Source organism: Maridesulfovibrio sp. (assembly GCF_965230075.1).
Taxonomy (GTDB): Bacteria; Desulfobacterota; Desulfovibrionia; order Desulfovibrionales; family Desulfovibrionaceae; genus Maridesulfovibrio.
In genome coordinates, this window is record NZ_OZ245945.1 from 335,907 (window position 1) to 360,064 (window position 24,158).

Genomic DNA, 24,158 nt, shown 5'->3' on the forward strand with positions numbered 1-24,158 from the left:
GCAGTGCTACGGTGCACTACGGGGCTTTATTACGCCTTCCGGAATTTAATTAATCCAGAACTACTATTGCTTCGATTTCAATGCGGCCACCAAGGGGCAGAGCGGCAACCTGAAATGCGCTGCGTGCGGGGAAAGGCTCGGCAAAGTATTCAGCGTAAACGCCGTTTGCTGCTACAAAGTCACCGAGGTCGGCCAGAAATACGGTTGTTTTCACGACATTATTCAGAGAACCGCCTGCTTCGGTTACGATTGCTTTGAGGTTTTCAAGAGCCTGACGGGTGCAGTCTTCAATGGAACCTTCGCACATTTTGCCGGTTTCGGGGTTGATGGGCAGCTGACCGGAAACATAAAGGGTGTTGCCGGCTTTGATTGCCTGAGAGTAAGGGCCTACTGCTCCGGGAGCGTTGGTGGTGTTGATCTGAGCTTTCATTGTATGAATCTCCTTAGGATTATTTATTGTTCGTATATATAACAGGAATTGCCGCGTACATCATAGCCGCATCAAGAACCTGTGCTTTACTTACGTATTCATCGGGAACATGGCAGGCATCAAGAGTGCCGGGACCGTAACCGATTACCGGGATATCATTTTTACCCATGATGGCCACGCCGTTGGTGGAAAAGGGCCATGTGGTCAGGGTTGCTTCTTTGTTGAACAGACCTTTGAATGCTTCTGTGGTTGCATTGGTCACCGCATGTTCTTTTTCCAGTTTCCATGCCGGGAAGATGCATTCTTTGGCACATGTTTTTCCGGTGTAGGAAGGCTCTTCAAAAAGGTAGCACTCAACTTCGGCCCCTGATTCAGCAACGCTGGGCAGATTCTTGATCTGTTCGAGGGCATACTCTGCGGATTCTCCCCAAGTCAGCCGTCTGTCGATGGAGATTTCGCAGTAGTCCGCTACTGAGCATCTGGAAGGGGCATGGGAATTCACTTCAGATACAACAAGGCAGCCCTTGCCAAGTTCGCTGTCTTCGATTTCCATGTTTGAATTCAGTGATTCCAGATCGGCAATGATGCGGGCCATTTTGTAAATGGCGTTATCGCCCATGTGCGGAGTTGAAGCGTGGGCGGTTTTGCCGGAAACAGAAACTTTCAGTTCCATGCGTCCTTTCTGGGCCAGTGAAATTTTATCGTCACTTGGTTCAGCAAGGATAACAAAATCGGGACGCAGGCCGCGTTCTTCAATCATGTATTCCCAAGCCAGACCTTCGCAGGGTTCTTCCTGCACGCTGGCGCAGACCATGTAGGTAAGGCCTTCGGTGAGGGCGAGATCCTTGAGTACTCTGCCCGCATAGACCATGGAAGAAATGGCGGATTTCATGTCTGTTGCGCCGCGTCCGTAAATCTTTTCATCGTCCTGATCGCCGGAAAGGGAGGGACGGGACCAGAGGTTTTCTTCGCCGGTACCTACAACGTCCATGTGACCGTCAACACAGACAAGGGCGGGACCATTGCCCACTGATCCGCAGACATTGCCCATCTCATCTGTTTCAACTTTATCAAAACCGAGCTGTTCCATTTTTGCGGCAACAGTTTTTGCTACTCCAACTTCCTGACCGGAGAGGCTTTCAATGCGGATCAGTTCGCTGGCAAAATCGTATATTTCCTGTTCGTAATGTCCGGTGCGTGCAACAATTTTATCAAACATATGTCTTTCTTCTTGCTTTGAAATTTTGCCCGTTGGCGCGGGGGATGTGGTGCTGTCCGCGCCAACGGGTATCTGTAGGTATGTCCTAGGAGTGGAGGTCCTACGTTGCTAGTTCTGGAATTCCTCGCGGAACATCTTGACCGTGCTGATCATGCACAGGAAGAGCACGAACATGAGCGGCAGGGCGAAGATCAGGCTGATACTCTGGAGGAGTTCAATACCGGTCTTACTGCCGAGCATGAGGGTCAGGGCCATGGAAGCCTGAGCAATGGTCCAGATGGTTTTCATTCTGTTGCTCGGGTTGGCTGCACCGTCCTGACTCATGGAGCTTAAGGTGAAGGTGGAGCTGTTCAGGGAAGTGATAAAGCAGGTGAACAGCGCGAGAACAACACCCCAGGAGATGATGGAACCCATGGGGAAGCCTTCAAGGACGATGAATGTTGCTGCTTTGGAGGATGCAGCAGCTGCCTTGAGAGCTTCAACAGGAGCCTGAATGCCAATGGTGCCGAAGAATGCTACCCAGAGGAAAATTCCGAGGCAGGGCAGGATCATGGAACCGAGGATGAATTCACGTACGGTGCGGCCTTTGGATACGCGGGCGATGAAGGGACCGACAAAGGGGGCCCAGGCGATAGCCCATGCGTAGTAGTAGATCGGCCAGCCGGTGACCCATGAAGTTTCTTCTTCAGGTGCGAAAGTAGGCAGCATGAGGCCGTCGCGGAAGAAGTCATTCATGTAGTTACCGAGGGAATCAAAGTATACGTTGAGCATGGTGGTGGTCGGTCCGACGAGGCCTACCAGCAGGATCAGGCCCATGAGCAGGTATGCGTTGTAGTCGGAAAGGACCTTGATACCTTTTTCAAGACCGGTGGTGGTGCAGAGCACGGTGATACCGGTGATGGTACCGACCACGAGCAGTTTGGTCATGGTGGAGTCCGGGGTTCCCAGCAAGTAAGAGAAACTTACACTCAGGGAAAGTCCGGTCTGGCCCAGAGAGGTGGAGATACCGGCGATGGCACCGAATACACAGATCAGGTTGACGATTTTACCAAGGTTGCCGTTGGCTTTGTCACGGCCCCAAGGCAGCAGGATGTTGGAGATCAGGCCGTTTTCTTTTTTACGGTACATCAGGTAGCCGAGGATCAGGCCGACCACAGAGAAGGCGGACCAAGCCTGAATACCCTGATGGATAAAGCTCTGTTTCATGGCGAATTCAGCCGCTTCCGGGGTTTGCGGAGCAATACCGGTGGTCACCAGCGGATTGATGTAATGATAGACAGGTTCTGCAACCCCCCAGTAGAGCATTACGGTACCCATACCGGCGGAGAAGAGCATTCCCATCCATGAGAAGGTGCTGAATTCCGGTTTGGCGTTATCGTCACCGAAGCGGATGTTGCCGTATTTACTGAAGGCAAAGAAGAACATGACCATTACATAGAGGAATGAACCCGCCATGTAGATCCAACCGAAGGTTTCGGTCAGATAGTTCATTGTTCCGATGCCCACATCGTACAATTTGTCCGGGAAGAGCAGTCCTGCAAGGACTACCATGACGATGAAGGTCATGGTGCTGGTGAACAGCATTTTACCCTGTTTAAGTGTTGTCCCCTGTTCTGCGGTCTCAGTTCCGGCCATGGGCTTTGCTGCGACAGCTGCGTTACCGTTTGACATAATAATCTCCCTCTTATTTCTGTCTAATCAATAATGGTGATGTGTTCGCTGGCGCGGCGGGTCAGCCATTCAGCGCCGTCTTCGGTGATCACGATGTTTTCTTCGTGAACCATGTCCTTGCCCTTGGCGTAGGTCATGCCGGGTTCAAGGGTGATAACCATGCCCGGTTCGAGAACGGTGTTGTCAGTGGCGGTGTTGGAAGGCCATTCGGTGAGCTGGGTTCCCAGACCGTGTCCGAGGCGGCCTACTTCGTTGCCCAGTGCTCCACCTGCTTCCATGATTTTCCACATGGCGTTGTAAACATCGGTGGTGGTTGCGCCGGGGCGGGCTGCTGCAAAACCAGCATCGGTTGCTGCGTATACGCAGTCGTAAGCGCGCTTGGTTTCATCGCTGCAATGACCGAATGCGAAGTTGCGGTCGAAGTCGGAGAAGTAACCGTCGTAAACCGCTCCTACGTCGATGATTAGCACGTCACCTTCTTCAATTACACGGGAAGTGGGGCCCATGATGATGGAATCATAACCGTCGGGACCGGAACCGGAGATGAGGTATTTAACGAATTCCGCGCCTTCCTGAAGCATATTGATACGCATCTGGGTGCAGATTTCACGTTCGGTTTGGCCTACTTTGGCGTGAGAGGGGATCATGTCAAAGCCGTGGTTGGTGATGGCGCAGGCGCGGCGGATCTTTTCAACTTCTGCGGGAGATTTAACACTGCGCAGGTAGTGCATGTCTTCAGCGATATCTACGAATTCTTTGCTCACTTTTTCAGTGATGCTCAGGTAGTCGGCGGTGGGCATGCGCAGGTAGGACTGCAGGCCGAGGGTCGCACCAACGCGGCCGAATCGGCTGGGCAGGGAATTGAGAACATCGGATACAAGGGTGATTCCGTCATCTTCGGGGTTGGGGGAAGACCAGGTGCGGATGTCTTCAATCCAGGTGGCCCGCATGCCGCTGGCGCCGATGCCGGGAATTACGGCAATAGGTTTACCTTCAAGGGGAATGACCAGAAACCAGGGACGGGTCGGGCTTTCCCAGAACTGGGTGTAGTACCCTGTGTAGTAGCGGATGTTCGGTTCGGTGGTCAGGAAAACAGCGTCGAGTTCTTTTTCGTGCATGAGTTTTTGCATGCGTACTGTTCTTGTTTCAAATTCAGCAGTAGTAAAACCAAAATCGAGAATTTCCATCATATACTCCTTAAAAGTTGTTCTGAACTATAATTTTTCCCGTCCGAACCAGACCACATCACGGTATGTCTGGGGGGAGGTGTCCCCTTCAGTGCTGATGCACAGAACTTTCGAACTCTCGTTAAGTCCAAGTTTTTCCCTTGTTTCGCGTCCTTCTTCTTCCTGCATTACCCAGTGCAGGAAGCCGGTGGTTGCCGCGCCGGATTCACCGGATACAACCTGCTGGTCTCCTTTGATGGGTGCGCCCAGAATGCGCATGCCTTTGGCGGCAATGTCGTCAGAGCAGGAAGCGTAAGCCAGAGGATAATCGCGAAGCATTTCCCAGCTGGTCAGGTTGGGCTCGCCGCATGCAAGTCCAGCCATCAGGGTTGCGAGGTCGCCATCCACTGTGTGTGGTTTTCCGTCATTGGCACAGGCGGAAACGTAGAAGCAGTTGGCTGCTTCAGGTTCAACAAGGATAAAAGTAGGGGCATCCTTGCCGAAAGCGGACATGAAGAAACCGAGCATGGCTCCGGCAAAACAGCCGACCCCGGCCTGCAGTATCACGTGTGTGGGACGTTCCACGCCTTGGGACTGCATCTGCTCAAGGGCTTCAAGGGCGAGGGTGGTGTATCCCTGCATGATCAGGTTGGGGATTTCGGTATATCCTTCCCAAGCGGTGTCCTGCACGGTGACCCATCCATTCTCCTGAGCTGTGTCCCAAGCCATGCGCACACAGTCATCATAGTTGAGGTCGGAGATGGTGCATTCTGCGCCGTGGGCTTTGATGTTCTCGCTACGCACCGGGTCGGACCCTTTGGGCATGTAAATGATTGCTTTCTGGTTGAACTGCTGGGCAGCCCATGCCAGACCGCGCCCATGGTTACCGTCTGTGGTGGAGGCAAAGGTGATGTCGCCTACAGCATCGCGTACTTCCTGAGACTTCAGGTAATCGCAGCTGACTTCGGTGATATCTTTACCAAGCTTGCAGGCAAGGTATTCACCTACGGCGTAGGAACCGCCGAGGACTTTGAAGGCATTCAGGCCGAAGCGGTATGATTCGTCCTTGACCAGCACTTCACCGAGTCCAAGATGTCCGGCTAGGTTGTCGAGCTTTGCCAGCGGGGTAGGTTCATATGCTTCAAATGTGGAATGAAAGTTCCGCACTTTTTCAGCAACATCCCTGCTGAGCATGGAGACATCTGCTCCGGTTGTCGGGGCCTTTAAGCTCCCGTTGTATTGAATCTTAACTTTAGACAAGGTGTATTCTCCTCTTATCCTCAAATTTTAATCTTGCAGATTGGATTCCCCTAAAGCAGAGAGCGTGCCAAAATTTTATCACAGTGATAAAGTGTTTAAAATCAAGGGTATGCAGAGGAGAGGTGGGCGGAGTGGTGTTTGGAATCCTATTCTCAAAATGAGAAATTTATCATTTTGAGAATAGAGGGAAAGTGAGTAGGAGCAGGAGTGGGGAAGCAGGTGAATTTGTTTACGGGTGTCAGTGCCCCAGTTTGCGGTAAAGAGTGGCCAGACCGATACCAAGGGATTTGGCGGCTTGTTTTTTACCGGATGTTGTGTCTCCGTAATATTCAATAGCGCGCAAAATAGCTTGTTGTTCCAGTTCCTTAAGAGAAATGATCGGGCATTCCGGTCCTTGCGAAATCTGAACCTGTTCCTGTTGAAAATTATCCTTGCTTTGCAGGAATCCGCTGTGCAGAGCTGTTTCATTGATGATTCCTTCCGGGGTAGCCATGTTCACCAGATATTCAATGGCATTTTCAAGCTCGCGGATGTTACCCGGCCAGTTATAGTTACGCATGCGCTGGACAATTGAAGATTGCAATTTTATTTTATTTTTCCCGAATAAATCGCAATATTTAGCAATGAAGTGGTTGATGAGTAGATCAAGGTCATCCAGCCTTTCCCGTAAAGGTGTGGTCTGGATGGGAATGACATTCAAGCGAAAGTAGAGGTCGTCCCTGAACATATTCTGAGCCATGAGTTCATGGAGGTTGTCATTACTTGCGGCAATTACGCGAATATCAACGGATATGGGACGGTTTCCGCCCAAGCGGGTAATTTTCCGTTCTTGGAGAACACGCAGAAGTTTGACTTGTAAGTATAGGGGCATACAGGAAATTTCGTCCAGAAAGAGCACGCCGCCATCAGCAAGTTCGAATTTACCGATCTGTCCTTGGCGTAAGGCTCCGGTGAATGCTCCCCCAACATAGCCGAATAATTCACTTTCAAGTAGCGTGTCCGGGATGGCTCCGCAGTTGATAGCTACAAACGGTTCTTCGGATCTGTCGCCGATGGAGTGGATGGCACGGGCTACAAGCTCCTTACCGGTGCCGCTTTCACCGCTGATCAATACCGATGAGTTTGTGTCTCCGGTTGCGGTAATCTGTTCTTTTAATTGTAAAATATGTTGAGATTGTCCCTTGATATGGTCAAGGCTGCTGTCAAATGTGACTGTTGCTGCCTGCAGGGATTTTGAGACAACGGAACGGATCGTGTCGAAGACTAAAACTGAAGAAAAACGGCTGTTTGTTGACTCGATGTCCGCCTGTTTGCCAACGATCATTTGCTGGCGTCCATCCTGCTCCACGGTGTATTCGTTCAGATCGGAAAGGGTGAATCCGGTAGGAGTGACGGAAAAATTCTCAAATTGAGAAGGAATTGTTTTGCTCAGAATTTCTTCAGCCTGATCGTTTTTGTAAGCTACCTTTCCCTTGGCATCGTATATGAGAATCCCTTTTTCGTTGGTGTTTACCACTTGGGACATGATGTTCAGGAGATCGGTTATGTCCTGCAATTCCTGGCGCTCGCGTACTCGCACCGCGATACTACTGGAAAGAAGGGAGAGGAAATTCATGTATATTTCCCGACGCTCAAGCATTTGCTCACGAGCTTCTGCGGAGAAGCAGATCATTTCCATAGCGCCGTAAGTGGTGACACCGTCTGAAATGGGCGCGCAGACCGAGCAGAGTTCCCGGCAGTTGGCTTTGGTCTGGCAGCCTTTGCAAATCTTGTTTTGCCGGGGATTCTCAATGAATAATGGAGTGCTGCCTTTCAGGGTAGTTTTCAGCAGATTTCCTGCGCTCTTAATGCTTTTGCCGATATTCTTGGAGTAATCTCCGGTTCCGGCAATACGGATAAGTTCCGTATCCACAACTTCTACCTCAAGTCCGGTGATGGCTGAAATTGTTTCCGCGTAGTATTGAATTTGTTCTTGAATCTTGAGCAGCATACTTCCTCCTGTTGAGAACTCTGTTAACGCAAGATTCTCATTTTGAGAATATCTTTGGCTGATTAAAAAACGGTTTATGTAGTGGGCTTCTCTATATTAAAAAACGAGCGTGTATGTATTGTTAGATTAGATTAGTTCTTGACAATCATATGAAAATGGATTTCATTTTCGATATGACAAGTGAAGCAGCAAAAATATTTGTCGATTATCTGGCGCAAAACGGGTTGAGCATGACTCCCCAGCGCAAGGTAATTGTTGAGACATTTTTAGAGACTGAGGGACATTTTTCGGCCGAGGATCTGTTGTTATTGGTACAAAAAAGGGTTCCCGAGGTCGGGCAGGCGACTGTATACCGGACTTTGAAACTGCTTGTTGATTCCGGGCTGGCTGAAAGTCTGGATTTCGGGTGCGGGGTTGCCTTGTATGAACATTCCTATGGCCATGAACACCATGATCACCTTGTCTGCACAAAATGCCAGAAGAAGGTTGAGGTAGTAGATGATGGGATCGAGCGCAGGCAGGAGGTTCTCGCTCGGGAAAATGGATATGTTTTGACCCACCATCGCATGCTCCTTTTCGGATTATGCCCGGAATGCCAGAAGTTGCGGGATCAAGAACAAGAGTCTGAATCCTGAGATTGGTATTCAACGTCTTGATTTTACAAACCGGATACAAAATATAATTCTTTTACAAACAGGGAATTCAGATTGAAATCAAACCCTATTCCGCTGAGGAATAATTCCCGGCGAGTAAAAGGAGTATATTATGTATCTTAAAAAAGCAGCTATTGTTGCAGCAGGAACAGTGGTAGGCGGACTCGTTTGTTACGCGGCTTACAAGTCTGAGACCGTAAGGAATGCCGCAAAGTCCACCATTAAAGCGGGCGTCAAAGCCAAGGACTGGGCTGTGGATTCCTACCAGAAGACCACTGGCGAATTTAAAGAAATTATTCGTGATGCGAAGGCTGAAGCTGAACTTGAAGCTGAAGCGTAGTTTTCGTCGAGAATAGAATTTTTGAAAAAATCCCCCGGAACAATTGTTCCGGGGGATTTTTTATTACGTAAGATATTCCAGTGTTCCGGTCCCGTCCACTATGGCGCGCAGTTTTTCAACGTCAGCAACCGTAGTGTTCCGGCCTTTCTTGTTTATTATCCCGGATTGTTTCAGGGCCTTGAAGATCTTTGTGACCGTAATCACATGCATTGAAAGATAGAAGGCAATTTCGTTGTAGGTCAGAAAGCGCGGGATTTGCGGTGGGTCGTCGTCGGTCATAAAGTCGAGCAGGACTTGGCAGACCCGGACATTGGCCGGTTTTGAAACGATATCCGTGGACAGGGCCAACAGGTTGATAAGGTTGTCGCAGAGCGATTGCATTAGAAGCTTGTACAGCTCCGGGTTGCGCTCCAGGTAGTTCATAAAAACCTCACCATTGAAGCTCAGGCATCTGCATTCGGTCTTAGCATAGATAGTGTGATTTAGATTTGTGAATCTTTTTAGGGTTATATCCGAGGCTATTCCGGTTTTGGTGATGGCCGGTCTTAAAAAGTTCAGCAGCATTCCGGCCTTGAAATATAAGAATGAGCTCTGCCCTCCGCCCGGTGTGAGATGAGTCAGCGCTGCCATCCCTTCCTTCAGGTAGTATATATTCTCATAATCGAATTCTCCTCCCTTGGGGATGGTTACTTCGACGCCGATTTCTTTCAGACTTTCAATATGTTTTGAGGCTTGAGTAGCATAGGCCATGATCTTTATCCTTGTTTTTACGAGTGTACTTATTTGCTATTTTTTTCACAACCCTAGCCTGAACTACTTTTTTCCATTTTTAAAATGCGCATATTGTCACTCAAGCGAGTGAAGGGTTTGGAATTTTAAAAATAGGGATGAATTTAATGTTAGAAAAAATGAAGATAAGTATTAGTGAGCTAGTACACATGTTTGTCGGTATCGGCATCATGTTGTTCGGGAGGATGTTGCCAGCTCCGTCAATAATAGTTGATGCTTCGGAAAAGATGATCAACATGGGGTTTCCGCAGGTTGATGGTGGAGTTCTTATATCTATTACTCCTGTTGGCATGACGGTAATTACACTTTTTGTCGGTGTAGTATATTTATGGACTACTGTAGATACCATGTGGCCCAGTTTTCTTGGGGTAATACTTCTTGGTATGAGCAATTACGCTCCAATGCCTGTAGTATTAAAGCAGTTTATGGGCAATCCCATGGTTGTTATGATCTTTTTCCTTTTCATTTTTGCTGCCATACTGGTAAAAAGTAATATTTCAACATATCTGGCCCGTTGGTTCATGGCTCATCCGAAAGTGCAGGGCAGGCCATGGCTTTTCACCGCATCCATTCTGCTGGCCACATATTTTGTCGCATTTCTTGAGCAGGTTACCGCTTGTTTTCTCATGCTGCCGGTCCTGTTCATTGTTTTCGAAGCCGTTGGTTTCAAGAAAGGGGATAAGTACGTAACTTTCATGGTCACCAACGTGATCATTATGGCTTTATTGAGTTTTGCCAGCGATCCCATCAAAGGCGGGGCCTTTTACCTGCTGGCAAATCTGCAGAGTCTTGCCGGCAAAGCTACTGATCTTAATGTTGTCCCCATCAACCTTGCCGCCTATCTGGGCTTTGCCTTTATTATCTCCTTTACCTGCATCGGGGTAATCCTTTTGCTGATGCGTTTTGTTTTCCGGGTGGATGTTTCTCCTCTGGAAAAGATCGATATGAACGCCATTAACAAAGAAGAATTGCCTCCACTTTCCGCAGCGCAGAAGATTATCGTCGGGCTCTTTCTTTTTTATGCGGTCTGGCTGTTGCTCCCGGGAATTATCGGCCGCGACAACCTGCTTGGTGCATTCATGGCCCAGAATGCCATGGCGGGAACCATGATGGTCACCTTTCTGGCCTGCTTTATTCGGGTTGGCGGCAAGCCTGTTGCTGATCTGCATGAAACCGGACAGGCTTTTTCATGGCGGACCTTCTTCCTTATCGCCACTGCTTTCCTGCTTGGCGGAGCCATGTCCGGTAAAGGGACCAACATATCAATTTTCATGGAATATCTGCTTCGTGACCACCTTTCCGGACTGGGCATGACCATGCTTTCGGTGGCGGTGATCATTCTCGGTATCGCCATTACCAACTTTTTCAATTCCGTTGTTGCCGGTCTGGTGCTTTCTCCGGTGCTGCTGGCAATTGCCAATGCCTTTGGATTCAACGCGGCTCCGGTTCTGGCCTGTTTCTTTTATGTGGTGCTCATTGCTGCCGCCACTCCGGCCGGTTCGCCTTTCGGGGCCATTCTTTTTGACCAGCCCAAATGGATTTCCAAGAAGGATGCTGCTGCCCATGCCGTGCTTATGTCCGGTGTTGTTGTGGCGGTGCTGATTGTTGTGGGAATCCCCCTTGCCAACACCATCTTCTAAGAGAGGATAAAAAATATGAATAAATACGATGTAGTAATTATTGGCTCTGGTCCTGCGGGCATGACTGCCGCCATCTACGCGGTGCGCGCAAACATGAAAACCCTGCTGCTGGACAAGCTTGCCCCCGGTGGTCAGATGGTCAACACCAACGAAATCGAGAACTACACCGGTTCAGGTGCCATCAACGGTGCCGAACTTAGCATGCAGATGTTTGAGCACACTCAGGAACTCGGGGTGGAGTTCGATTACAAGACCGTGCTCGGCATTGAAGACAAAGGCGAGACCAAGGTTATCCGTTGCGAAGAGGATGATGCCACCTTTGAAACCAGCACAGTTATTTTAGCTACCGGGACCGTTCCCCGTTCGCTGGAAGTCCCCGGTGAGGATCGTTTTGCAGGTTCCGGCATCAGCTGGTGCGCCATCTGCGACGGTGCCCAGTTCCGCGATAAGGATGTTGTTGTCATCGGCGGCGGTAACTCCGCTGTAGAGGAGTCCATCTACCTTGCCGGAATAGTTAATCAGCTGACTGTTGTGACCCTGTTTGACCTTACTGCCGATCCCAAGGTCTGCGACAAGCTGCGGGCCATGGATAACGTGGCCGTCTACCCCTATCAGGATGTTCTGGAATTCACCGGTGAATCCAAGATTAACGGGGTGCGTTTTAAGTCCACCAAGGAAGACGCAACCGAGCGCCATGTCAACTGCGACGGTGCATTCGAATATATCGGCCTTAAACCAACCTCCGAACCTTTTGCCGATCTTGGTATCCTCGACAAGTTCGGATGCATCGTCGTGGATGATGAAATGCAGACTGCCATCAAAGGGGTCTACGGTGCCGGAGATATTACCAACAAGAAGCTGCGCCAGATCGTGACCGCCTGTTCCGACGGCGCAATCGCGGCCAACTCTGCAGCTAAATATGTAGATTCCCTGCGGGATTAAATCAGGAGAAAGTCATGATTAAAGAACTGAATACTGAAGAATATGATGCCATGGAAAAATCCGGCGGCATGCTTGTGGAGTTCTACTCCAAGGAATGCGGTCCCTGTAAGATGCTCGCCTTTGTACTCAAGGACATCGACAGGAATAATCCGGATTTCCCCATCTACACCATTGATTTTGATGAAAATACTGAACTCAAGGAACGCTGCGGCGTGAAAGGGTTCCCGACCATGCTTTTCATGAAGGACGGCGAGGAAGTGAATCGCCTTGAAGGTCTGAAGCAGAAACCGGCAATTATCAAAGAGATTGAAAATATCCAGTAAGGAGCAGAATCATGGGTAATAAAGTAGTTTACACAAGCGAAGATAACCTGATCACTCGTCAGAACCGTGCGGAAAAAACATTTCTCGATGCTTTTGAAGCGGAAAAGCCTGCGCTTAAAAATGCGCATGTGGTGGTCAACCCTTATCTCATCAACCCTCTGTCCGCGTTGATCCTGTTCAAGACCGATGCGGAAGTTGAAGTGACCCTGACTGTACACGGTAAGCGCAACAGCCGTGAAGACATCACTCACAGTTTTCCCAAGGCAACTTCTCACGCCCTGCCTGTTCTTTGCCTGTATGAAGGCATGGAAACCAAGGTCAGTGTGGAACTTTCCAGTGGCGAGTCCAAGACTTTCATGGTTCAGTCTGAAGAGCTTCCCGCAGACGTCTGCCGTTGTAATAGCGTCAGTACTTCTCAGGATTACTTCGGGAACAATATCATGTTCCTTTCCCCTGCCGGTAAGAACCTGCCGACTGGGTACGACTACAAGGGCGATATCCGTTGGTTGCTGACCATCAACACCATGTTTGACATCAAGCGTCTTAAGAACGGCAATATTCTGACCGGTTCCCACCGTTTCTGCCGCATGCCCTACAACTCTACAGGGCTGATTGAATTGAGCCTGCTCGGTAAGATTTACAAAGAATACCGGATGCCCGGTAACTACCACCACGACCAGTGGGAAATGGAAGACGGCAATATCCTTTCCCTGACTCAGGATTTCCATACCGATACCGTGGAAGACATGATCGCACTGCTGGACCGCGAAACGGGTGAAGTGCTGCGCACATGGGACTTCAAGGATTTCCTGCCCCAGAATGTGGGCGGTTCCGGTTCTCAGGACGCTCATGACTGGTTTCACAACAACGCTCTCTGGTACAATAAAGACAACAAGACCATCACCATCTCCGGCCGTCATCAGGATGCCGTGGTCAACTTCAACTACGATGACAGCACCCTGAATTGGATTGTCGGTGATCCCGAAGGTTGGCCTCAGGAAATGGTTGACAAATATTTCTTCAAGCCCGTCGGCGATGTGGAGAATTTTGACTGGCAGTATGAACAGCATGCCTGCGTTGTCTGCCCGGATGGCGACATCATGTGCTTTGACAACGGGCAGTATCGCGCCAAGGCCAAGGAAAAATACATCAAGAACAGCGAGAACTTCTCCCGCGGCGTGCGCTACCGCATCGATACCGAGAAAATGGAAATCGAGCAGATCTGGCAGTACGGTAAGGAACGCGGTCAGGAATTCTTTTCTCCCTACATCTGCAATGTGGAATACTATGAAGAGGACCACTATCTGGTCCATTCCGGCGGTATTTCCTCCATCGACGGTTGGGCTTCCGATGGTCTGGGGGCATTCCTCGACACTGACGAACCCGGTGTGGAACTCCGTTCCGTAACTGTGGAGCAGAAGGACGGCGTGGTCATGTACGAATTGGATGTGGAAGGTAACTTCTACCGCGCTGAAAAGCTTTCACCTTACCATGGCGGGGATAATCTCGTTTTCGGTGAAGGCAAGCTCGTGGGCCAGCTGGACGTGACTCCCACCTTCGACACCATCCCTGATGTGGATGAAGTTAATGAACTGACACCCTCCGAACGTGAAATCGTTATTGAAGAAGACGAAGACCGTCTGGTCTTCCACGGTATGTTCGAGCACGGCTCCCTTGCCATGGTTGTCTTCGACGGAGAAGAGGAAAGACGCGGTTACTATTTGAACACCGCAGCTGTGAACCATCTTGCCATGTGTTCCGGTGCTTTTCTTGAAAAAGATGACCGTCAGCTTAAAATGAATATCAGCAAGAACGGTCTTTCCGGCAAATACGACATCAAGGTCATCTACAATGACAAGATGTTCCAGACCGGGGTAACCATTTATTGCTAGGAAAATAAAAGCGGGGTAGGGCAGAGGGTTCTGCCCCGTATTGGCGAGGTTGTGTGGTGGTTCTTAAGATATACCCACCTGAAAGGGTTTGCGAGTGGAGTCGCAAGCCCTTTTTTATAGTTTAAAACTAGCGCAGATGGCCAATATCACGCCAGCTCAGACCGAGGATCTCAGCGGCCCTACGGTCCAGCTCTACTGCATCGAAACTGGCAAGTATTACCTCAGGGGCAGGATTGCAGAGTGCGCCGCCGAGATGGTAGTCGGCTAAGCCTACGCTGGCGTCCATTACCGAGAGCCACGGTGGGATGAACATGCTCAGTTCCTTCACCGATTGCTGCATCTGCTGATGGAAAAACGATTTTTTCCAGCTCCCGGCATTGTAATGTGATGGCGGCGCAAAGCCCATCATGTTCTTGATGGCTCCGGTTATCCCGGCCAGTGAGTGGGCCTTGAGATTGGGCAGGGAGATAATTCTATGAGTGAAAGCTATTTCCGGCAGGTAAATGGTCGGGAATACCTTGGCCCCTTCCATTTTCTTTTCGCAAAGCGGGGCATGGTTCAGGTCCAGCAGTTTCACCCCACATTCTTCTGCAAGTTTTTCATAACCCAGCAGGCGGAATATCTCGTCCGTTTCATAATTCAAGTCCCCGCATCCTTCAGCGATGATGATTTCAGCGTCCGGATTGGCGGCCTGCACATATTTAATTACTGCCCGGCAGAATTCAGGTTCGGTGGTCACCGGAGGCGGCGAGCTGTTGACCAGATTGGGCTTGAGCAGGATTTTCTCTTCAGCGGCTATGGCTGTTGCCGCTCCTATTTTGTCCAGTGCTTCCGTGACGGAACTGCGGTAATTCGTATATTTGATTTCTGCTACGCTGTGCATGTTAATCCTTGCTTGCGGGGATCGGAAATTGGCAGTGGTTTTGCCTGAGTGAGGCCTTGCTTTAATATAAATCTATTTCTGCAAAAAGGAAGTCCCGCAGCATGGACCGCTGCGAGGCTTCCTAATTTTTAAGCGTGTTCGGTATACAACCGGCTTATGTTGCCGTCTGTGAGCAGCGTCATGTTGCGCTTGATCTTTTCATCTGTCCAATCCCACCAGGCCAGTTCTAAAAGCATATTTATTTCGTCTTCTGAAAAACGTTTGCGAAGATTTTTCGCAGGGTTTCCTGCAACGATTTCATAATGATTGACGTCTTTAGTTACAACTGCGCGGGCAGCGATAACGGCTCCATGCCCGATAGTTACTCCCGGCATTATCATGGCTTCGGTTCCGATCCATACATCGTTGCCGACCTCAGTGTTCCCCTTACGGAGAAAGCCATCTTTTGCATGGCTGAAGTCATCCATATAATGGAATGGATATGTGCTTGCCCAATCGTGCCGATGACCTTGGTTTCCTGCCATTATGAAGGTTGCGCCAGAGCCTAGGGAGCAGAACTTACCGATAATGAGTTTGTCTACATCATCCAGTTCCGGGTGCAGATAGCGAACGTTTTCTTCAAAGTGGTGACCGTGATAGTATCCGGAGTAGTAGCTGTGGCGTCCGGCTATGATGTTTTTGTTCTTCAGATGTTGTCTGATTTCATATCCCTCAAATGGGGATTCAAAAGGATTTTTATCCATTGATGCCTCCAAGAAGTGAATAGTCTATGGCTAGACCCTGTGTGCATTGTCTCAGTTAAAAGGACGGAATAATCCTAGGGAAGCGGCTGAAAAAAAAGTCAGACTGCGGTCTTGATACGGCGGGGGACAATCATTGCCGCATGTGTTTGGATAATAACAAGGTGGGGTAATAAAAGCATCGTTAATTCTTTTCGTTCTGAAGATCTAAATCAGATAAATTGGAATCTATTGCTTGTTCCTTTGTTTGGCAAGTACCGCTTTGAGTGGAATAAAAAAGCCCGCTTCGAGCAGAAAGCGGGCTGATGTAAAAACATTTTTAGTCGCGGTTATAATTTTCCTGATCACCGTGCCGCGAGCATTTGATCAGGACTTCGGTTACGAATTTTTCGCTGTTACTGGTGGTCCAGTAGTCGGTCACATACCGCTCAAAGGACTCTTCGCCCAGCAGGTAGCCGTTGTTGGCAGCCCAACGTTCCATCTTCATGTAAGTTTTGCGGATGTCTTCGTGGGCACCGATATGGTAGCAGGAGAGCATCATGTCCCCGCCAAACTCATAAATGTTCTCTTCGCTGCAGGGAATAACTGTCTTCTGCAGCATCTTGATTTCTTGATCCACTTCTTCGATGCGGTCCTTGCGGGATGAGAAGTTGATGATAACCGGTCCGGTGATCTCGTTATTCACATCTTCCACATGCTGGGTGAATTCAAGGTTGATAATTGACCATTGCAGGTCGTTTTCAAATTTCTGGTCCTGAAAGAGCAGGGCACTGCTCTCAATGTACTTGATCGAAACTTCGTTAATGTTGTTGTCGATAACCATTTCCGCTTCACGGACTAACTCGTACCAGTCCTTGACCGATACATGCCTGCGGCGGATTTTTTCCTGTTCGTCCTCAAGTTCCCTGATCTTTGCGCGGAACGAGTGCTGGATGGATTTGAATATGTGTTGTGCGCTACCCTCGATGAATTCTTTCATCTCTTCAAGGGTGAAACCCATCTGTTTGTAGTACTTGATAACCGGGACTGAGAGCAGGGACTCCCGGGTGTAGTACCTGTAGTTGTTGTAGTCGTGTCGCTGAGAGGGGATGAGATTGATCTGGTCGTAATAACGTAGTGCTTTTTTGGAGATGTTACAGATCTTGCTCATATCCCCTATGAAATAGCGTTCCTTGTATTTCACTGGTATCTCCTCCAGTTCTTATGGTCCGGTATTTCGAATATTTTTTCAACTCAATATTTTTACGTGCGCAGATGTACGCTCCTCTTAAAATGAAAGCGGGGAGCGCCTCTCTCGAGACAGCTCCCCTTGCTTCGGTGAGGTATTACTTAATGTATTGATTGATTGTTGCGGCTCCTTCCTCGTGTGCGCGGTAGTAAACGCGCAGCTCCTGATTGGAGTCGAGGTCGAAGCGGGACTCTTCGAGGAGTCCGTTTGCTTCCGCAGTCATCAGGGCGTTGATGATTGCGTCTTTCTTGAAAGCCTTGAAGGTGCTGTATTCGCTTGCGAGGGCTTCCATAACGCAGTCTGCGCATGCTTCTTCAACTTTGGTGAAGTGTTTCAGGATTGCGTAGTTAAGGGGGTACATTATGCTTTCTCCTCGTTGCTCTTGAACAGATCCATGGGGTTCATGGAGATAATGAAGATACCGATAACCATGATGATTGCTGCCGCCCATGCGATGGGAGGCATATCCCAGCCTTCCATGCCCATGGCAATACCGAGTACGATCCAGCAGCAGAAGGGACCCCAGAAGGAGAAGGTTCCGTTGCAGGACATACCGAGAGCAGCACCGCACATTGCGTTACCTTTGTACCAGTACATGAAGGTAAGGTATGCGGAGAGACCGGCCAGTACGAACCAGATCATGGCTTCGCCGTCGGTGAAGGACTGTACTACCATGCCGAATGCATCGATCTGTGCGATGAAGCCGAACAGGGGAACAAGAATGAAAAGGTTGGAGAAACCAGCGGTAACCTGACGGATAGTGATGCCGATTTCGGGGTCGATCATGGAAGTACCGTAACCGCATACACAACCTTCGATACCCCAGCATACAGCGGCGAGGAAGCCGAAGAAGAGGCCGAGCATCATGTTGGGGCCGCCTGCACCGTCGAGGCTGGTGGAGCCGATCATGAAGCTGGCGCCGAAGCAGATGGCGATACCGAGCAGCATGCGGGCGTTGAGTTCCTGTTTAAAGAGGAAGCGGCCGAGAATAGCACCAACTGCTGGGCAGAGCGCGGCAATGGGGACTACCAGAGAACCGGCGAGCTGCAGGCCTACTACGTAAGCGGTACTTGCGAGAGGACCACCGATGATTGCTGCAGCTACCATTACCATACCGGGTTTGGTTTTGATGCAACGGACAAAGTCAGCGAAGCGACCGCGGATACCTGCAAAACTCATAGCCCAGAGAGCACTGCATGTGTCGGTGGTTGCCGCGCCGATTGCGCTCAAAAGGTACATAACAGTAAAAGCGGACAGTCCGGAATTTTCACCATACCAGTCTACCCAGATGCCCTTGGACATACCCAGAGTCATGAATGCAGTGTAAAAACCGTACAGCAGTCCGGAAAGAAGGGCGATAACAATGCCTTTTCTTTTAAAGCTGGTCGCCAGCTTGTGCTTTGCAGCGACGGCTGCCGGGTTGATTGCAACAGATGCTTCCCCCATGGTCGTCTCCTTAATCATTAAAAGTTAATCTGAAATTCACACCCTCGATCCCTGCATTTACGTCACTGGTCTATGAATTCGCTTCCACATCGCAGGGAAAAAACATCCTTCCCCTAACGGGAAGGTCCTAGTTCTTAAATTTATATCCTTTCCCTTAGGGGGAAGGTCAACGAGGTTTTTTTGATTGCACTTAAAATGAGCCTGATAATGCAGATAAGGAAATAGGTAAAGCGTAATGAATTTCTTTAAAATCAACAACTTATCGTTTTGGCAAGAAAAATAGAAAATAAATCTCCCATATTACCTACTAGAATAATCCGTTAATGAAGAAAAGCAAGTTTTAAGTGTTACATTTGCGTTACAAATTGTATTTGCCGTTCAGTCATAAAATCGATTTTTTTGCAGGATGGGTTGTCATATTTTGTCGTGTTTTTGATGTTAGGCTGAATGCTGGTTCAACCCATTTGTTTCTTGATGATAATAAAACTCAATAAAAGGTATTGCGAAAATAAAGTCGTTGATTTTCAGAATCATGTAAAATTTGTCGTGACGAAAATGTCATCTCGCAAAAGCTTTTGATTCCAGTCTGTTATAAGAAAAGTTGCTAAAATTGTGAAATCTCTGTTGACCTTCCCCCTTAGGTCAGGGGCTAGTCTGTGTTCAGGATGTGGAAAAGGTGGATTCTTAAGATAAGCATCCGTCAAAAGTCATAAGTCATGGTTATGAACTGCAATACCAGCTCAATGGAGACTACATGAGATACCAAGGCGAAGAGGCCCTCGGGCTTATCGAAACTCTCGGAATGGTTCCGTCCATCGGCGGCGCGGACCAGATGCTTAAAACAGCAGATGTTAAACTCGTTGGTTATGAAAACATCGGGTCTACCCTTGTAGCCGTAATGGTCAAGGGTGATGTTGCCGCAGTAAAGGCTTCCGTGGAAGCGGGTGCCGCAACTGCAAAAGAAATCGGCGAACTCACTGCACAGAACGTTATGCCCCGCCCCATTCGCGGCGTCGGCGACATCGTGAACGTCCATGGTGTGGAGACCACGGACACCGATTACTCCGGCCCCCGTCCCCGGGCAATGGGTCTGATTGAAACATTCGGCATTGTTTTTGTCCTTGAAGCGGCAGACGCAATGATGAAGGCCGCTGATGTTGAACTCATCGGCTACGAGAACGTTGCTTCCGGATACATTTCCGTACTGGTTCAGGGTGATGTGGCAGCCTGTCAGGCAGCTGTTGAAGCTGGCGTGAAAGCTGTGGAAAATATGGACGCGAAAGTATACGCATCCCTCGTTATTCCTACACCCCATCGCGATCTGGAACAGATCACCAAGATCTACGCAATCGATAACCTGCTTCCTTAAGTTCGGAATCAGGCAGGAACCGGAAAACGAATAAACGTTTCAGTCACAGGTAAAGGGGTAAGCGATGATTGTTGATAACGATTTGCTCTCCATCCAGCAGGCTAGAATTCTGGCAGAAGTAGCCCTCGAGGCTCAGAAGAAGCTGGCAACCTTCCCGCAGGAGAAGCTTGATGAAATCGTCGAGCATATTGCGGATGCGGTTGAGGAGCATGCCGAAGAGCTGGCGCTCATGTCTCACGAAGAGACTGACGGCGGCAAATGGCAGGACAAGCTGGTCAAGAACCGTTTCGTCTGTAATCAGGTCCGTAAGGAATTGCGCGGTATGCGCTGTGTGGGTGTTATCAAAGAAGACACCCAGAAAAAGATTACTGACATCGGTGTTCCCGTCGGAGTTATCGCTGCTCTCTGTCCGGTGACAGGTCCGGTTTCAACCACGGTTTACAATACCCTGATTGCAATCAAATCTGGAAACGGTGTTATTTTTTCCCCCCATCCCGGTGCAGTAAAAAGCATCGGCCGGGTTCTGGACATCATGATCGAGGCCGGAGAAGCCTGCGGCCTTCCTGAAGGTTGCCTCTCCTATCTGGAGACGGTCACCAAAAGCGGAACCTGTGAACTTATGAATCACAGGAACGTCTCTCTGGTCATGGTTACCGGAGTTCCCGGGATGATCGGATACGCCCAGAAAACCGGCAAGCCGGTCATTTACGGGGGAACCGGCAACGGTCCGGCATTTATCGAACGTACTGCCGACATTGGGCAGGCTGTTAAAGATATCATTGCCAGCAAGACTTTTGATAACGGGATTGCTCCCTCTGCGGAGCAATCCATCGTTGTCGATTCCTGTGTTGCCGATAATGTGCGCCACTCCCTTAATTCCTGCGGGGCATACTTCATGTCCGAGAGTGAGGCCGAAGCTTTGGCCGAACTGTTCATCGCGCCTGACGGACAGCGCAGGAAAGGTATGGCCGGACAATCTGCAGAAGTGCTGGCCCGCAGAGCCGGTTTCAGCATTCCTGAAAATACCACCGTTCTGGTGGCGGAGCGCAAATACGTTTCCGACACCGACCCTTACTACAGAGAATTTCTTTCCCCTGTACTGGCCCTTTATGTGGAGGACGACTGGATGCACGCATGTGAAAAGTGCATTGAGTTGCTGCTGCATGAAAGGAATGCCCACACTCTGGTTATTCACTCCGCAGATGAGGATGTGATTCTCCAGTTCGCGCTGAAGAAGCCTGTTGGTCGCCTTCTGGTCAACACCCCGGCAGCTTTCGGCGGCATGGGCGCCACCACCAATCTGTTCCCCTCAATGACTCTGGGCAGTTCTTCTGCCGGATTCGGAATCACTTCAGACAACGTTTCCCCCATGAACCTTATCTACATCAGGAAGGTCGGCTGCGGGGTAAGGCGTGCTGAGGATGTTCTGGGACAGTGCGGCCAGACAGGCGGTCAATATAAAGTAAAAGCTAACGATTCCAATATGGTGCAGGTTATTCAACAGATCCTGCAAAAGGCCATTGAAGCCATAGATGATCCTGCGGATCGCTAAGAATCAAATCCATTAAACGGAGGAAATACAGTGGATCTTCAAAGTTTTTCCAACAAGCTTGCTGAAGCTACCAAAAACCTTTCCGATGCAGAGCGTGCCTCGCTGAAAAAGATTTTCGAGGGCGTTTCCGCTGAAGTATTCAAAGAAGGCGCAGCACAGCCTGCAGCGGCATCTACCTATGTCCCCAGCGCTGAGACTACCGGTATCCCCGATGGTCCCACCGATCGTCACGTTAAACTGAAAGAGAACTTCCTCAAGCAGGTTCCCTCCATCGGTGTTGAGTCCGCTCGCGTGATGACCGAAATCGCCAAGGCGAACCCCGGTATTCATCCGGCAACCCTGCGCGGTATGAGCTTCAAAGCCAGCTGCGAACAGGCTCCGTTGGTAATCCAGGATCACGAACTTATCATCGGTAACCCCACCGGTGCTCCCCGCCGTGGTTCCTTCTCTCCTGAAATCGCATGGCGCTGGATGAGAGACGAGCTGGAAACTATTGCTTACCGTCCGCAGGACCCCTTCTACATTTCTGAAGAAGACAAGAAATACATGAAGGAAGAACTTTTCCCCTTCTGGGAAAGCAAGTCCCTCGACGAATACTGCGAAGGCCAGTACCGTGAAGCAGGTCTCTGGGAACTCTCCGGTGAATCCTACGTTTCCGATTGCTCCTACCACGCTGTAAACGGTGGTGGTGACTCCAACCCCGGTTACGATGTCATCCTGATGAACAAGGGCATGCTCGACATCAAAGCCGAAGCTGAAGCTCACCTTGAAGCTCTCGACTACGATAATCCCGAAGATATCGATAAAATCTACTTCTACAAGTCCGTAATCGATACCGCTGAAGGTGTAATGATCTACGCCAAGCGTCTTTCCGAGTACGCAGCACAGAAAGCCGCTCAGGAAACTGATCCTAAGCGTAAAGCTGAACTGCTCAAAATCTCTGAAGTCAACGCTCGCGTACCTGCACACAAGCCCGAGACTTTCTGGGAAGCTGTACAGGCAGTATGGACCATCGAGTCCCTGCTGGTTGTTGAAGAAAACCAGACCGGTATGTCCATCGGCCGTGTTGACCAGTACATGTACCCCTACTTCAAGGCTGACCTCGAAGCAGGCCGCATGACTGAATACGAAGCTTTCGACCTCGCTGGTTGTATGCTCATCAAGATGTCCGAAATGATGTGGATCACCAGTGAAGATGCTTCCAAGTTCTTCGCAGGTTACCAGCCCTTCGTTAACATGTGCGTTGGTGGTGTTACCCGCGAAGGTTTCGACGCAACTAACGATCTGACCTACCTGCTCATGGACGCAGTTCGTCACGTTAAAATTTACCAGCCCACACTGGCTACCCGCGTACACACAAAATCTCCCCAGAAATACCTGAAGAAGATTGTTGAAGTTATCCGCGCAGGTATGGGTTTCCCCGCAGTTCACTTTGACGATGCTCACATCAAAATGATGCTCGCTAAAGGTGTTTCCATTGAAGATGCTCGCGACTACTGCCTCATGGGTTGTGTTGAGCCTCAGAAATCAGGTCGCCTTTACCAGTGGACTTCTACTGCTTACACCCAGTGGCCTATCTGCATCGAGTTGGTTCTGAACCACGGCGTACCCCTCTGGTACGGCAAGCAGGTTTGCCCCGACTTCGGTCCTCTTGAGAAATACGACACCTACGAAAAATTCGATGGTGCTGTTAAGGAAATGATCAAGTACGTTACCAAATGGACCAACGTTGCTACCGTAATTTCCCAGCGCGTTCATAGGGATCATGCTCCTAAACCCCTCATGTCCCTCATGTACGAAGGCACCATGGAGTCCGGCAAGGACGTAGCCTCCGGCGGCGCCATGTACAACTTCGGTCCCGGCGTTGTCTGGTCCGGTCTCGCAACCTACGCGGACTCCATGGCAGCCATCAAAAAGCTGGTTTACGATGAGAAGAAATACACCCTCGCTCAGATGAACGAAGCTCTCGTTGCTGAATTCAAGGGTTACGATCAGATCAAGGCAGACTGCCTCGCCGCACCTAAGTACGGTAACGACGATGACTACGTAGATATGATCTGCGCAGACCTCGTTCACTTTACTGAAGTGGAGCACCGCAAGCACAAGACCCTGTACTCCACACTTTGCCACGGTACCCTGTCCATCTCCAACAACACCCCCTTCGGACAGCTCCTCGGTGCTTCCGCTAACGGTCGTGATGCATGGATGCCTCTTTCCGACGGTATCAGCCCGACACAGGGTGCAGACTACAAAGGACCCACCGCGGTTATTAAGTCTGTTTCCAAGATGGCTAACGACATGATGAACCTCGGTATGGTTCACAACTTCAAGATCATGTCCGGTCTGCTCGATACTCAGGAAGGCGAAAATTCACTCATTACCCTGCTGCGTACTGCAAACACTCTGGGTAACGGTGAAATGCAGTTCAACTACCTTGATAACGCAACTCTTCTCGACGCTCAGAAGCACCCTGAGAAGTACCGTGACCTCGTTGTTCGCGTAGCAGGTTACTCTGCATTCTTCGTGGAGCTCTGCAAAGACGTACAGGATGAAATCATCAGCCGTACCATGATGAACGACTTCTAAGGTCGATTACTAATTGAATAAAATCCCTCGGGATTCAAC

The 24,158-nt window shown here is 49.7% G+C and carries 21 protein-coding genes and 1 pseudogene; 10 read left to right on the top strand and 12 right to left on the bottom strand.

Annotated features, from left to right (window positions below; translation table 11 throughout):
- Positions 1–49 precede the first annotated feature (49 nt).
- The 6 genes from ACO05Z_RS01455 to ACO05Z_RS01480 form a co-directional block, all read right to left on the bottom strand.
- Positions 50–430: a RidA family protein gene (locus ACO05Z_RS01455; protein ID WP_421899725.1), complete on the bottom strand. Its 381-nt coding sequence runs from the start codon at positions 428–430 to the stop codon at positions 50–52.
- Positions 431–449: 19 nt separating this feature from the next.
- The gene (locus ACO05Z_RS01460; protein ID WP_421899728.1) at positions 450–1,649 is read right to left on the bottom strand and encodes a YgeY family selenium metabolism-linked hydrolase; all 1,200 of its coding nucleotides are present in this window, start codon (positions 1,647–1,649) and stop codon (positions 450–452) included.
- Positions 1,650–1,757: 108 nt separating this feature from the next.
- Positions 1,758–3,320: a BCCT family transporter gene (locus ACO05Z_RS01465; protein WP_421899730.1), complete on the bottom strand. Its 1,563-nt coding sequence runs from the start codon at positions 3,318–3,320 to the stop codon at positions 1,758–1,760.
- 23 nt (positions 3,321–3,343) lie between these two features.
- Entirely contained in the window at positions 3,344–4,507 is a 1,164-nt protein-coding gene (locus ACO05Z_RS01470) for a M24 family metallopeptidase (RefSeq protein ID WP_421899733.1), read from the bottom strand.
- 27 nt (positions 4,508–4,534) lie between these two features.
- The gene (gene dpaL, locus ACO05Z_RS01475; RefSeq protein ID WP_421899736.1) at positions 4,535–5,746 is read right to left on the bottom strand and encodes a diaminopropionate ammonia-lyase; all 1,212 of its coding nucleotides are present in this window, start codon (positions 5,744–5,746) and stop codon (positions 4,535–4,537) included.
- 238 nt (positions 5,747–5,984) lie between these two features.
- The gene (locus ACO05Z_RS01480; protein WP_421899739.1) at positions 5,985–7,736 is read right to left on the bottom strand and encodes a sigma-54 interaction domain-containing protein; all 1,752 of its coding nucleotides are present in this window, start codon (positions 7,734–7,736) and stop codon (positions 5,985–5,987) included.
- Between the two features lie 149 nt (positions 7,737–7,885).
- On the opposite strand from ACO05Z_RS01480, the gene ACO05Z_RS01485 reads away from it, so the two are divergent.
- Both ACO05Z_RS01485 and ACO05Z_RS01490 read left to right on the top strand, forming a co-directional pair.
- Complete coding sequence (locus ACO05Z_RS01485; protein WP_421899742.1) at positions 7,886–8,371, top strand: Fur family transcriptional regulator; 486 nt, start codon at positions 7,886–7,888, stop codon at positions 8,369–8,371.
- Between the two features lie 130 nt (positions 8,372–8,501).
- Positions 8,502–8,729 (top strand): hypothetical protein, encoded by a 228-nt coding sequence (locus ACO05Z_RS01490; protein WP_421899745.1) that lies wholly within the window; start codon positions 8,502–8,504, stop codon positions 8,727–8,729.
- Positions 8,730–8,792: 63 nt separating this feature from the next.
- Here ACO05Z_RS01490 and ACO05Z_RS01495 read toward each other — a convergent pair whose 3' ends face one another.
- Complete coding sequence (locus ACO05Z_RS01495; protein WP_421899748.1) at positions 8,793–9,479, bottom strand: Crp/Fnr family transcriptional regulator; 687 nt, start codon at positions 9,477–9,479, stop codon at positions 8,793–8,795.
- A gap of 146 nt (positions 9,480–9,625) precedes the next feature.
- Here ACO05Z_RS01495 and ACO05Z_RS01500 point away from each other — a divergent pair, with 146 nt between their 5' ends.
- From ACO05Z_RS01500 to ACO05Z_RS01515, 4 genes are read left to right on the top strand one after another with little or no spacing between them, the layout of a single operon-like run.
- Complete coding sequence (locus ACO05Z_RS01500) at positions 9,626–11,158, top strand: SLC13 family permease (RefSeq protein WP_421899751.1); 1,533 nt, start codon at positions 9,626–9,628, stop codon at positions 11,156–11,158.
- Positions 11,159–11,173: 15 nt separating this feature from the next.
- Positions 11,174–12,100, top strand: a complete 927-nt coding sequence (locus tag ACO05Z_RS01505; RefSeq protein ID WP_421899754.1) for an NAD(P)/FAD-dependent oxidoreductase — start codon at positions 11,174–11,176, stop codon at positions 12,098–12,100.
- Positions 12,101–12,114: 14 nt separating this feature from the next.
- Positions 12,115–12,423: a thioredoxin family protein gene (locus tag ACO05Z_RS01510; RefSeq protein ID WP_421899757.1), complete on the top strand. Its 309-nt coding sequence runs from the start codon at positions 12,115–12,117 to the stop codon at positions 12,421–12,423.
- 11 nt (positions 12,424–12,434) lie between these two features.
- Entirely contained in the window at positions 12,435–14,315 is a 1,881-nt protein-coding gene (locus tag ACO05Z_RS01515; protein ID WP_421899759.1) for an aryl-sulfate sulfotransferase, read from the top strand.
- 127 nt (positions 14,316–14,442) lie between these two features.
- On the opposite strand, the gene ACO05Z_RS01520 is transcribed toward ACO05Z_RS01515, so the two are convergent.
- The 5 genes from ACO05Z_RS01520 to ACO05Z_RS01540 form a co-directional block, all read right to left on the bottom strand.
- Positions 14,443–15,198, bottom strand: a complete 756-nt coding sequence (locus ACO05Z_RS01520) for a DUF362 domain-containing protein (RefSeq protein WP_421899762.1) — start codon at positions 15,196–15,198, stop codon at positions 14,443–14,445.
- Positions 15,199–15,326: 128 nt separating this feature from the next.
- On the bottom strand, positions 15,327–15,941 hold the full coding sequence (locus ACO05Z_RS01525) for a CatB-related O-acetyltransferase (protein ID WP_421899765.1): 615 nt from the start codon (positions 15,939–15,941) through the stop codon (positions 15,327–15,329).
- A 316-nt stretch (positions 15,942–16,257) separates the two neighbouring features.
- Complete coding sequence (locus tag ACO05Z_RS01530; RefSeq protein ID WP_421899768.1) at positions 16,258–17,121, bottom strand: MerR family transcriptional regulator; 864 nt, start codon at positions 17,119–17,121, stop codon at positions 16,258–16,260.
- A gap of 142 nt (positions 17,122–17,263) precedes the next feature.
- Positions 17,264–17,527, bottom strand: a complete 264-nt coding sequence (locus ACO05Z_RS01535; RefSeq protein ID WP_421899770.1) for a hypothetical protein — start codon at positions 17,525–17,527, stop codon at positions 17,264–17,266.
- Positions 17,527–18,612 carry a hypothetical protein gene (locus ACO05Z_RS01540; RefSeq protein WP_421899774.1) on the bottom strand — a complete coding sequence of 362 codons (1,086 nt, stop codon included), beginning with the start codon at positions 18,610–18,612 and terminating at the stop codon, positions 17,527–17,529. The genes ACO05Z_RS01535 and ACO05Z_RS01540 overlap by 1 nt, the downstream gene beginning before the upstream one ends.
- A gap of 754 nt (positions 18,613–19,366) precedes the next feature.
- On the opposite strand from ACO05Z_RS01540, the pseudogene ACO05Z_RS01545 reads away from it, so the two are divergent.
- The 4 genes and pseudogenes from ACO05Z_RS01545 to cutC form a co-directional block, all read left to right on the top strand.
- Positions 19,367–19,648 (top strand): annotated as a pseudogene (locus ACO05Z_RS01545) (BMC domain-containing protein); the annotation flags it as partial.
- Between the two features lie 48 nt (positions 19,649–19,696).
- Positions 19,697–19,981, top strand: coding sequence for a BMC domain-containing protein (locus ACO05Z_RS01550; RefSeq protein ID WP_421904150.1), 285 nt, complete (start codon positions 19,697–19,699; stop codon positions 19,979–19,981).
- 64 nt (positions 19,982–20,045) lie between these two features.
- Complete coding sequence (locus ACO05Z_RS01555; RefSeq protein WP_421899776.1) at positions 20,046–21,533, top strand: aldehyde dehydrogenase family protein; 1,488 nt, start codon at positions 20,046–20,048, stop codon at positions 21,531–21,533.
- Positions 21,534–21,563: 30 nt separating this feature from the next.
- Positions 21,564–24,119, top strand: a complete 2,556-nt coding sequence (cutC, locus tag ACO05Z_RS01560; protein ID WP_421899778.1) for a choline trimethylamine-lyase — start codon at positions 21,564–21,566, stop codon at positions 24,117–24,119.
- The last annotated feature ends 39 nt before the right edge of the window (positions 24,120–24,158 follow it).